Source organism: Faecalibacterium sp. An58 (assembly GCF_002161515.1).
In the GTDB taxonomy this organism is placed as follows: domain Bacteria; phylum Bacillota; class Clostridia; order Oscillospirales; family Ruminococcaceae; genus Faecalibacterium; species Faecalibacterium avium.
In genome coordinates, this window is the sequence record NZ_NFHX01000025.1 from 17934 (window position 1) to 29700 (window position 11767).

At 63.3% G+C, this 11767-nt stretch carries 10 protein-coding genes; 8 read left to right on the forward strand and 2 right to left on the reverse strand.

Annotated elements, in window-relative coordinates; all coding sequences use genetic code 11:
* Positions 1 to 2: 2 nt before the first annotated feature.
* Together B5G12_RS11705 and B5G12_RS11710 are read right to left on the reverse strand one after the other, a co-directional pair.
* On the reverse strand, positions 3 to 1265 hold the full coding sequence (locus tag B5G12_RS11705) for a response regulator transcription factor (protein ID WP_087231222.1): 1263 nt from the start codon (positions 1263 to 1265) through the stop codon (positions 3 to 5).
* A 4-nt stretch (positions 1266 to 1269) separates the two neighbouring features.
* The gene (locus B5G12_RS11710) at positions 1270 to 3051 is read right to left on the reverse strand and encodes a sensor histidine kinase (RefSeq protein WP_087325024.1); all 1782 of its coding nucleotides are present in this window, start codon (positions 3049 to 3051) and stop codon (positions 1270 to 1272) included.
* A 343-nt stretch (positions 3052 to 3394) separates the two neighbouring features.
* Between B5G12_RS11710 and B5G12_RS11715 the strand changes: the two genes are divergently transcribed.
* From B5G12_RS11715 to B5G12_RS14830, 8 genes are all read left to right on the forward strand, one after another.
* Positions 3395 to 4597, forward strand: a complete 1203-nt coding sequence (locus B5G12_RS11715; RefSeq protein ID WP_087325025.1) for an MFS transporter — start codon at positions 3395 to 3397, stop codon at positions 4595 to 4597.
* A 241-nt stretch (positions 4598 to 4838) separates the two neighbouring features.
* Complete coding sequence (locus B5G12_RS11720) at positions 4839 to 6161, forward strand: extracellular solute-binding protein (protein WP_087325026.1); 1323 nt, start codon at positions 4839 to 4841, stop codon at positions 6159 to 6161.
* A 101-nt stretch (positions 6162 to 6262) separates the two neighbouring features.
* Positions 6263 to 7189, forward strand: coding sequence for a carbohydrate ABC transporter permease (locus tag B5G12_RS11725; RefSeq protein WP_087231210.1), 927 nt, complete (start codon positions 6263 to 6265; stop codon positions 7187 to 7189).
* A 15-nt stretch (positions 7190 to 7204) separates the two neighbouring features.
* Complete coding sequence (locus tag B5G12_RS11730; RefSeq protein WP_087231207.1) at positions 7205 to 8065, forward strand: carbohydrate ABC transporter permease; 861 nt, start codon at positions 7205 to 7207, stop codon at positions 8063 to 8065.
* A gap of 106 nt (positions 8066 to 8171) precedes the next feature.
* Entirely contained in the window at positions 8172 to 9332 is a 1161-nt protein-coding gene (locus tag B5G12_RS11735) for a glycoside hydrolase family 88 protein (RefSeq protein ID WP_087325027.1), read from the forward strand.
* A gap of 51 nt (positions 9333 to 9383) precedes the next feature.
* A complete protein-coding gene (locus B5G12_RS11740) occupies positions 9384 to 11069 on the forward strand; it encodes a DUF2264 domain-containing protein (RefSeq protein ID WP_087325028.1) in 1686 nt (561 codons plus the stop codon).
* Positions 11070 to 11163: 94 nt separating this feature from the next.
* Positions 11164 to 11577, forward strand: a complete 414-nt coding sequence (locus tag B5G12_RS11745) for an EamA family transporter (RefSeq protein WP_087325029.1) — start codon at positions 11164 to 11166, stop codon at positions 11575 to 11577.
* 6 nt (positions 11578 to 11583) lie between these two features.
* On the forward strand, positions 11584 to 11767 hold a 184-nt coding region (locus B5G12_RS14830; protein WP_204245680.1), incomplete at its 3' end, for a hypothetical protein.

Genomic DNA, 11767 nt, shown 5'->3' on the forward strand with positions numbered 1-11767 from the left:
CCTCAAAGGTTCTGTTGGTATTCCCGAGGGCTCAAGCCGGTGGACTTTTTAAAGACCTTGGAAAAATAGAAGGAACTCTCAAATCCCAGCTCCTCGGCGATCTCATAGATCTTCTTGTCCCCTTTTTCCAGCATCTCTTTGGCGGCGGCCACCCGGGCCTCGGTGATGTATTCCACAAAGCCGCCCCCGTATTTGCCAAAGAGCTGGCTGAGGTAGCCCGGGGAGAAATTGAACACCGCCGCCACATCGGCCAGGGTCAGCTTTTCGGACAGATGCTCCCGGATGTAGGCTTTGACCTGGGCCACGGTCTGGAGCTTGGAGGCGCTGGCGTCGGTCTCCATCTCCTCGGCAAAGAGGATGGGATTGCGCTCGGACAGGAGCGGACGGAAATTGTCCAGCTCCCGGCACCGCCGGGACAGGCTGAGGGGAGCCGTGGCCGGCCGGCCCACCGCCCACAGCAGCCGGGCCGAAAAATAGTTGTAGACGATCTGGCTGGCCTTTTGCAGCAGGGGTTCCAGCAGGGGCTTGACGGCCTGGCCCTGCTCCTCGGTCACACCGAACAGCACATTGAAATGGAGCACGTCGGTGCCGGTGGCCCGGCAGGACAGGTAGTTCTGAAGGGTGGTCTCCACCATCTGGCAGCAGGCCAGGTTCAGCTTGAGCTGCTGCTCGCTGGTCATGTTGGGGTTGGCGGGGCGTATCTCGCAGAAGGCCACCACCAGGGTGGGGTGGTCCAGGTGAAGGTTCAGGGCGTTCATCTCCCGCTCCAGATGCTTTTCGTCGGGGATCAGCCCGGCATACAGCTGGATCAGAAACCGGTCCTGCATGGTGCGCAGGCCCTCGGCCACCACCTTCTGGCTGGGCATCTGGCCGGTCAGGGCCTTTTCCTTGTTCACCTGGTCGGCGGCCCGGGCCAGGGCGGAACAGAGGCTCTGGGCGGTCAGTTCCATCTTGACGAGGTAATCCACCACCCCGGCTTCGATGGCCCGCCGGGCATAGGTGAAGTCCTCCAGGCTGGTCAGCAGGATGAACACCGGCAGGGGCCCTTTTTCATGGCAGGCCCGGGCCAGGGTCAGCCCGTCCAGCACCGGCATCTTGACGTCGGCAATGACGATGTCCGGCTTTTCCCGCTGGATGGCCTCCTGGGCCAGCTTGCCGTTCCGGGCGGTGGCACAGATGGTGTAGCCCTGTTTTTCCCAGTCGATCATCCCCTGCAGCCCGATCAGCACCAGGGGTTCGTCGTCAGCCAGTAAGATCCGCAGCATGAAATCAGCCTCCTTCCTTCTTGCGGTAGGGCAGGCGGATGGTCACGGCGGTGCCCACCCCCGGCTCGCTCTCGATGGCCAGCCCATAATTCGGCCCAAAGGAATATTGCAGCCGCCGGTGGACGTTCCACAGGCCCACATGGCGGATCTTGTCCTGTGCGTCGCCCTGGGTCTCGGGCGGGTCCAGCAGATGGGCCACCTGGTGGGGCGGCATCCCCACCCCGTCGTCGGTCATGGTCACCAGCACGTCCCCGTTGTCGGGGCTGGTGCGGATCTCCAGCAGGACGCTGCCGTAGCCGCCCCGGGGCTCCAGCCCGTGGAAGATGGCGTTCTCGGCCAGGGGCTGCAGGGTGAACCGGGGGATCATGCAGTCCCGGCAGATGGCTTCGTCATCGATGTGGGCCACCTCGATCTGGATATCCCCGCCATAGCGGTACTGCTGGATAGTAAAGTAATCGTTGAGGAGGGCCAGTTCTTCCTGCAGGGTCACCAGCTTTTGGGTGCTCTTGGAGACGCTCTTGGTCAGCCGGGCAAAGGCGGTGACCATCTCGGCGATGCCGGGCGCGTTCTGGATGGTGGCCATCCACCGGATGGAATTGAGGGTGTTGTAGATGAAGTGGGGGTTGATCTCGGTCTGCAGCATCTGGTATTCCAGGTCCTGCTTCCGCTTCTGGTCCTCCAGGCGGCGGGCCAGCAGGCCCTCGATGTTGCCGGCCAGGTGGTTGATGCCCCGGCCGATGTCCCCCAGCTCGTTGGTCCACTCGATGTCGTGGTCGATGGTGAAGTTCCCCTCGCTGATCTGGTCGATGCGGTGGCGCAGGGCGGCCACCGGCCGGGTGATGACCGCATCCAGCCAGCGCAGCAGCAGCGCGTCCATCAGCCACAAAAGCAGGATCCCCATCCCGATCAGCACCAGATAGATCATCCGCTGGCTGAGCAGGGTGCTCTCGGGGAAAAGCTGCACCAGCCCGGCGTCCCAGCCGTCCAGGCGCACTTCCACCGCCAGAAAGGGGTTGCCGTTGCGCATCACACGGTAGACCCGGGTATCGGGGGAGGCCAGCCCGCTGGCGTGGTAGGAGGAGGCGTCCAGGCCCTCCTCCAGGGCGGAGAGGTGCCGTCCGTCGATCCGCCACAGCTGCTCCCCCAGCTTCCAGTAGAGGGCGCCGTTTTCGGGCATGATGTAATTGTCGGCCGCGCCGGTGATGACGGCGGTGTCCAGGCCCAGGTACACCCAGCCCACGTTGACGCGGTTGGAGCGGATCTCCCGCACCATCACCAGGCAGTCGGGGTGGGTGGCCAGAAGCGGGTCCTGGGCAAAGGAGAGCTGCCCCGCCGGGAAGCCTTCAAACAGGGGCAGGGTCTGGGCGTTCAGGGCCACCGAACTGCTCAGGCTGCCCTGCTGCAAAAAGCGGTCGGCGCCGTTGGTGATGAAAAACCGGGTGATCCGGGTCTGCAGCTGGCTGGAGAGATACCGGTCCTGAAAAGTATTGTAGGCCGAGGAGGTCAGCAGGCCGTCCAGGGTGTCCACCGACAGGTAGCGGCGGAGGGTGCTGTCGGTGGAGGCCCAGTTCAGCAGGTCGTTGGCGGTCTCGACGCTGGTCTGCACCGAGGTGGCCATCTGCTGAAGGTTGAACTCCACCGAACGCAGGGTGTTGGAGCGGATGTTGGCGTCGGACACATAAAACAGCACAAGGCCCACCAGCAGGCTGACAACGGCGGTGAACAACTGGGTCCCCCACAGGATCTGACGGCGCAGGGACATCCTGCGGATCCACGCAAACTTCATGGCGCTCCCCCCTTTTTTGTGGAACATGCGGATCGGTCTTTTTATAAAGTAGCTTTTTTTGGCCGGGATGTCAACCTTCATTCCCGACTTGCGCAGACAAGGGCGCCGTGCTATAATGAGGCCAGATCATCAGCCCGTGAAGAAAGGAACCTGACCATGCTGTTCCATGTGATCCTGCCTTGACATCTGTCTGAAAGCGCTCTGCCCCGCTCCCGGACGCCCGCTGCCAAAGGGCGTGCTTTTGGGTGCGCGGCGGTGTTTTTTTGCTGCTTTGACGGATGCGCAAGAGCGGTGCGCGGCCTTCTGCCGGCCCGCCCTGTGCGCTGCACTGGAGGATCGTACAATGGAATACGCTGGAAAAGCAGGCCGCCCGCTGGACGGCCTGGACGTCAAGTCCTTTTTTGACGGGCTTGTCTTTTTTGGGCCGGTGGCGCTGCTGGTGCGGACCGCCGCCGGCGTGACGGTGGGGCAGTTCTTTTTGCTGCAGGCGGCGCTGGCCTGCGCCGCGCTGCTGTCCGAACTGCCGGCCGGCCGTCTGACCGACCGGATCGGCTACCGCAATACCCTGGTTTTGTGCGAAGGGCTGTTCCTGCTGGCCCGGGCGCTGCTGCTGACGGCCTTTTTGTGCGGCTCGCCGGCTCTGTTCGGGCTGGAAGCGGCGGTGGAAGGGGTGGCCCTCGGTTTTGATTCGGGCACCCGCAGCGCCTATCTCTACGCGACTGTGCCCCCCGAGGCCTTCCTGGCCCGCACCGCCCAGGTGGAAAACCGGGAGACGGCGGGCTTCATCACCAGCACCGTCCTGTATGCGGGGCTGTACGCCTGGCAGGGGCTGACCGGCCTGCTGGCCGCCACCGTGTGCACGGCGGGGGTGGCCTTTTTGGCCGCCTGTACCCTGCCCGCCGAGAAAAAGTCCCCTGCCCCCTCCCGCCCCGGAAGCGGCCGCGCCCGGATCGGGCAGCTGCTGGACCGCCGGTCCCTGGCTCTGATGGCGGCCCTGGCGGCGCTGAGCATGGGGCAGCTGCTGGTCAACTTTTTCTATGCGGACAAGCTGGCGGCCTGCGGCCTGCGCCCCGCGTGGATGACCCCGGTCATCCTGGGGTATTCGGCCCTGCAGATGCTGGCCGCTCCCCTGCTGCGGCGCCTTCCCGCCGCCTGGCGCAGCCGGGCGCTGGGGCTGTGCTGCGGCGCGGCCGGCGCGGTCATGGCGGCGCTGGGCCTTGTGCGCCGGGCCGGACCTGCCCTGGCGCTGATGCTGGCGCTGCCCTTGCTGCTGCAGCTGCCCGCCTGTCTGCTGGAGGCCGGCGAGAACGCCTTCATCGACGCCCGGGGCCTGCAGGACGACCGGGCCTGGGCGCTGTCGGTCTTTCACATGAGCAGCAGCGCCCTGGAGGCGGCCTTCCTGGCGGGCTCGTCGGCGGTGGCGGCAGCCGGGGCCGCCGCCTGCTTTTGGGCGGTGGGCGCCGCCCTGGCCGGCTGCGGCGCCTGGGCCGCCCGGGCCATCGGACGGGAAGGTCTTTGTATATATAGTACCGAAAATATCGAATAAGACAATTGCTTTTGTGCAAAAGATGAAGGATTTACAGCTTTGAGCTGAAGATATTGCATCTTTTCTGCAAATCCTAAAAATATTGCAGGCCGTTTTGGGGATTTTCCATTCCGAACAAAAGCCCGCCGCATTATAGTATAGATAAAGAAGGCGCTCGCCCATCGAGACCCGGGCGGGACGCCGGGATTCCCCAAAGGTCCCAAGAAGAAAGAGAAGAAGATTTCCACAGGAGGCAAAGATCATGAGAAAGATTTCCCGCCGTTCGTTCCTGAAGGCTGCCGCGGTCGTCGCCGGCACCACTGCACTTGCTGCCTGCGGCGGCAGCTCCAGCTCCACTGCGGCTTCCACGGCCGGTTCCACCGCTGCGTCCGGCGCTGCTTCCGAGAGCGGCGCCACCAACCTGGTCTGGACCGTGTGGGATATGGAGTCCACCGCATACTGGAAAGCCATGGCGGACGGCTACATGGCCAGCCACTCGGATGTGACCATCGAGATGCTGGACCTGGGTTCCACCGACTACATGACCGTCCTGGCCACCCAGCTGGCCGGCTCGGCCGATATCGATATCCTGAGCATCAAGGATATCCCCGGCTACGCCAACCTGATCAACCTGGATTACCTGGCCCCCATGAACGACGTGCTGACCCGTGACACCGCCGACTTCAACGGCACCATCGAGCAGCTGACCACCGACGACGGCAACTTCTACGCCGTGCCCTTCCGCAACGACTTCTGGGTCCTGTTCTACAACAAGGATCTGTTCGACGCTGCCGGCGTGCCCTACCCCGCCAACGACCTGCCCATGGAGGAGTACGACGCTCTGGCCCGTCAGATGACCAGCGGCGAGGGCGACGGCAAGGTGTACGGCACCCACTACCACACCTGGCGCTCCTGCGTGTCCCTGTTCTCCATCCTGGACGGCGAGCACACCATCGTGGACGGTACCTACGACTTCATGAAGCCCACCTACGACCTGGTGCTGGCCCAGCAGAACGACGGCATCTGCATGGACTACGGCTACCTGAAGACCTCCTCCCTGCACTACTCGGCAGCGTTCGAGAACCAGCAGTGCGCCATGATGCCCATGGGCAGCTGGTTCATCGCCACCCTGCAGACCTACATGGCCGAGGCCGAGACTCCCTTCAACTGGGGCATGGTCAAGTATCCTCACCCCGCCAACGCCCCCGCCGGCTCCACCCTGGGCACCGTGACCGCCCTGGCCATCAACGTGGATTCGCCCAAGGCTGAGGCTGCCGCCGACTTCATCAACTGGTGTGTGTCGGAGGAGGGCGCCAAGGTCATCGCCGAGACCGGCACCTTCCCCGCCTGCGGTTCCGCTGAGACCAACCAGATCATCAGCGCCACCGAGGGCTTCCCCCAGGACGAGGCTTCCATCGAGGCGCTGAACACCACCGCCGTCTACCTGGAGATGCCCTACACCATGTACGCTTCCGACATCGAGACCATCCTCAATGCAGAGCATGACGCCATCATGACCCTGAGCGAGACGGTGGACGAGGGCATCCAGAACATGAACGATCAGGTGTCGGTCATCCTGGCCTGATCGCTGTGCGGAGCGCCTGATCCTTTTGTACCGGTGCGGGGCGGGCATCTGACGCCCGCCCCGCTTTATTTGTAAGTGACTCGGAAAGGAGGAACTCCCCTATGGCCAATCCTGCCGCTGCCGTCAAGGCGGACAAGCCGCCCCGCAAAGTGCTGCGGAAATCGGTGCGGGATACTTTGACCGCTTACACCTTCATCGCCCCCAACTTCATCGGCTTCTGTGTCTTTACACTGGTGCCCATGGTCTTTGCCATCGCGCTGGCCTTCTGCTCCTGGGACGGCCGCCACGCCATCGAGTTTGTGGGCATTTCCAACTTCATCCGGCTGTTCCAGACCGACCGCATCTTCCAGGCGGCTCTGGTCAACACCATCGTCTATGTGGTGGGCACGGTGCCCCTGACGCTGGTGTGCAGCCTGGCCATGGCGGTCCTGCTCAACCAGAACGTCCGCCTGCGCAACTTCTTCCGTACCGTGGCCTTCTTCCCCTACGTGGCATCGCTGGTCGCGGTGGCCGCCGTGTGGAACATGATCTTCAACCCCGCCATGGGCCCGGTCAACTCGCTGCTGGCCGCCCTGGGCGTGGAGAACCTGCCCCGCTGGGCTGCGGGCAAGGATACCGCCATGCTGACGGTCATCCTGTTCAGCGTGTGGAAGAACATGGGCTACTACATGGTCATCTATCTGGCCGGCCTGCAGGGCTGCAACCCCGACCTGAACGAGGCCGCCGAGCTGGACGGCGCCAACCGCTGGCAGCAGTTCTGGCACATCACCCTGCCCCAGCTGCGCCCCACCACCTTCTTTGTGGTCATCATGCTGACCATCTCGGGCTTCAAGGTCTACGACCAGATGTACATGATCACCCAGGGCGGTCCCGGCAACGCCACCATGACCCTGGTGTACTACATCTACAACGTCGCGTTCGTCAACACCCCCAAGTATGGCTATGCCAGCGCCATCGCCATGGTGCTGTTCGTACTGGTGCTGATCGTGACCGTCATCCAGTTCCGCGGCTCGCGGGGCGAAAATTAAGGGAGGAGGATAACCATGGCTGTTTCTGCTGTCAAAGATCATGCGTCCCAGAAGCGGCGCAACGCCATCATGCGGTTCATGATCTACTTCTTCCTGATCGTCATCACCGCCTTCATGCTGCTGCCCTTCCTGTGGATGCTCTCCTCCTCCTTCAAAGAGAACAAGGATGTGTTCGGCTTCCCCATCCAGTGGATCCCCGCAAACCCCCGCTGGCAGAACTATGTGGACATCTGGACCGAGATCCCCCTGCTGACCTTCATCAAGAACACCGCCAAGATCACCATCGTGGTCACCCTGCTGCAGCTGTTCACCTCGTCCTTTGCGGCTTATGCCTTTGCCAAGATGCAGTTCAAGGGCAAGAACGTCCTGTTCCTGGGCTACATCGCCACCATCGCGGTGCCCTGGCAGGCCTACATGGTGCCCCAGTTCATGATGATGAGCTCCTGGGGACTGAATAACACCCACCTGGCCATCATGTGCCTGCAGGCGTTCAGCGCCTTCGGCGTCTTTTTGATGAAGCAGTTCTATGAAGGGGTGCCCAGCGAGCTGTGCGAGGCCGCCCGGATCGACGGCCTGACGGAATACGGCATCTGGTGGCACATCATGCTGCCCCTCAGCCTGCCGGCCCTGTCTACCCTGACCATCTTCACCTTCGTCAACACCTGGAACGACTTCCTTGGTCCCCTGATCTACCTGACCCGGACCGAGCTCAAGACCATCCAGATCGGCCTGCGTATGTTCATCTCCCAGTATTCGGCGGAGTATGGCCTGATCATGGCCGCGTCGGTCGTGGTGCTGATCCCGGTGCTGATCGTATTCCTGTCCCTCCAGAAATACTTCGTCCAGGGCGTCGCTTCCAGCGGCATCAAGGGCTGAGATCCGCCCGCGAGGGACCCTGTCTTTGACGATATCCCAACATCAACGGGGCGGGGCCGGGGCGTTTGCCCGGCCCCGCCTTCTTTTGTCTGCAAGGAGGCATTGTATGCGCACCTTCCCAAACCGCGTCCTCACCGACTCCGAGGCCCGGCAGGCCCTGGCCGACGCCTGCCGCCAGGTGGAGACCAACCTTCCCCTGTACACCTGGCAGTGCCAGAACCACTCCAGCGTGGGCGGCGTCTACCCCGGCTGCCCCAACAACCAGTGGACCTGCGGCTTCTGGCCCGGGGAGATCTGGCTGGCCTATGAGGCCACCGGCCAGGAGACCCTGAAAGCCGCCGCCCTGGCCCAGGTGGACAGCTTTGCCGACCGCATCCGCCGGAAGGTGGAGGTGGACCACCACGACATGGGCTTTCTGTACAGCCCTTCCTGTGTGGCAGCCTGGAAGCTGGTGGGCAGCGAAAAGGGCCGGGCGGCCGCCCTTGCGGCGGCGGACCAGCTGCTGACCCGCTACCAGCCCAGCGGGCGCTTTCTCCAGGCCTGGGGCACCATGGACGACCCCGATAACTACCGCTTCATCATCGACTGTATGCTCAATGTGCCCCTGCTCTACTGGGCCTCGGAGGAGACCGGGGATGACAAATACCGCCGGATCGCCGCGGCCCACACGGCCACCTGCCTGGCCTATTCCTTCCGGCCGGACGGCAGCACCTACCACACCTTCTACATGAACCCCGACGGCACCCCCAAGGGAGGCCGCACCTGCCAGGGCTACAAGGACGACAGCTTCTGGGCCCGGGGCCAGGCCTGGGGGGTCTATGGCAGCGCCATCGGCTACACCTACACCCACGACCCCAAATTCCTGGAGGTGTTCCGGAAGGCGCTGGCGTTCTACCTCTCCCGGCTGCCCGACGACCTGGTGCCCTGCTGGGATATGATCTTTGCCCCCGAGAGCGGCGAGCCCCGGGACTCCTCCTCGGCGGCCATCGTGGCCTGCGGCCTGCTGGAGGCGGCCAAGTATGCCGACCCCGCCGAGGCCGAGAGCTGGCGCACCCTGGCCCGGCAGATGCTGGCCTCTTTGTGGGACAACTACGCCGTCCGGCCCGGCACCCTTGGTTCGGGGCAGCTGCTCCACGGCACTTACAGCAAAAAGAGCCCCTACAACACCTGCACCCCCGAGGGCGTGGATGAGTGCACCAGCTGGGGCGACTACTTCTATATGGAAGCGCTGACCCGTCTGACCAAAGACTGGGAGATGTATTGGTGAGCAGGCGCCCTGCCTGCTTTTGGACCTAGAAACGATAAGTGAGGCAACTGTATGCAGCTTTCTTCCAAACAGGATTTCCAGGCGCTGATGCACCTGTTCCTTGACCCTCTCAAGCCCTGCTATTCGGCGGGGCGGGCCCGGCTCCACCTGGGGGAGACCGGCGTCACCTATGGCCAGGCCGCCATCGAGCTGGAGGCGTTCAGCCGGCCTTTGTGGGCGCTGGTGCCCTTCTGGGCGGGGGGCGGTTCGGACCCCGCCTTTGAGGAGATCTACCGCCGCGGCCTGGCCGCCGGCGCGGACCCCCAGAACCCCGAATACTGGGGGGAGTGCGGGGACTACGACCAGTGCTTTGTCGAGATGGCCGCCATCGCCTGCGGCCTGCTCACCGTCCCCGAAAAGCTGTGGGACCCCCTCTCGGACACCGAAAAGCAGAACCTGGCCCGCTGGCTGGACCAGATCAACCACCACCAGATCCCCGAGTGCAACTGGCAGTTCTTTATGATCCTGGTCAACCTGGCCCTGAAAAAGTGCGGGATGCCCTACGACCCCGACAACATGGCCCGGGGCCTGGCCCGGATCGACAGCTATTACAGCGGGGACGGCTGGTCCACCGACGGCGCCAGCCCCCAGAAAGATTACTACATCCCCTGGGCCATCCAGTATTACGGGGTGCTCTACTCCAAATTCGCCGCAGACACCGACCCCGAGCGGGCGGCGCTCTACCGCGGCCGGGCGGAGCTGTTCGCACAGCAGTTCATCTACTGGTTCGACCAGAACGGCGCGGCCCTGCCCTATGGCCGCAGCCTGACCTACCGCTTCGCCCAAAACTGCTTCTGGGCGGCCTGCGTCTGGGCCGGGCTGGAGCCCTTCCCCCTAGGGGTGATGAAGGGGCTGATCGTCCGCAACTTCAACTGGTGGCTGGAGCAGAAGATGTTCGACCGGGACGGCATCCTGACCATCGGCTACTGCTATCCCCAGATGTACATGGCCGAGCGGTACAACGCCCCCGGCAGCCCCTACTGGGGGATGAAGAGCTTCATTCTGCTGGCTTTGCCGGATGACCACCCCTTCTGGCAGGCGGAGGCTCTGCCCCTGCCCGAGCTGGACGCGGTCAAGCCCATGCCCCATGCCAACATGCTGGTGGCCCGCTCCGGCGGCCGGGTGACCGCCTATGCCGCTGGCGTCAACGAGGGACATGGCCACGGCCAGTTCCCCGAGAAATACGCCAAGTTCGCCTACGATACCCGGTCTGGGTTCTGCGCTTCCCGCAGCCGCGAGGTGATCTGGCAGGCGGCCCCCGACAGTATGCTGGCCTTTGTCATCGACGACAATGTGTTTGTGCGGAAGGTATCCCTCTCCCACCAGATCCAGGAGGACCGCGTGGTCAGCCGGTGGAGCCCCTTCCCGGGCATCCAGGTAACCACCACCATCATACCCACTCCCCAGGGCCACATCCGCCGCCACGAGATCGACAGCAGCTGGGCGTGCGAAGCGTATGACTGCGGCTTTGCGGTCCCCTGCTTTGCCCCCGGCTATCTGGAGTCCACCGCCGGCGGCCAGGCCAGCGCCCGCAACCGGACTTTGAGCTGCACCGTCAGCGGCAGCGGCGAAGGGACCGTCATCCAGTGCGACCCCAACGTCAGCCTGTACAGCCCCAACGTCCGCATCCCGGCGGTGCGCTATGCCATCCCCCAGGGCCACACCGTCCTCGAAACCGAGATCAAAGCCCAGGGTTAAAACGGCGCCCTCGTGTTTTTGGACATGGGGGCGTTTGTGTGTCTTGTACAGAAGGTTCGGCAGCGCTATAATAAAAACATCGAGGTGATATGGAATGTGGTTTCTGTTTGCTTTGGGGTCGGCGGTGTTCGCAGCCCTGACATCCATCCTGGCCAAGGTGGGCATCGAGGGGGTGGACTCCAACCTGGCCACCGCCATACGGACGGCCGTGGTCCTGGCGCTGGCCTGGGGGATGGTCTTTTTGACCGGCGCCCAGAAGGGTATCCAGGGCATCGACCCCAAAAGCTGGCTGTTTTTGATCCTGTCGGGTCTGGCCACAGGGGCGTCCTGGCTGTGCTATTACCATGCGCTGCAGATCGGCGCGGCCAGCAAGGTGGTGCCGGTGGATAAGCTCAGTGTGGTGATCACTCTGGTGCTGGCTTTTGTCTTTCTGCATGAGCCCTTCACATCCAAGAGCCTGTTCGGCTGCGTCCTGATCGGCGCGGGCACCCTGCTGATGGTGCTGTAAAATAGAATGGATGCGCCGTATGCGCCCGCTTTGGCGGGCGCTTTTTGTTTTGCCTCCGAAGTTAGAAACTCCAAACTAAAGAAAATAAAGAAAAAATGGGAAATTTTGAAATTGGGTCTTGACACCGGGGGGGGGTATGTTATGATAGGCACACAAAGGAAAGGACCTTCCTTTGAACCTGTTTTGGGTC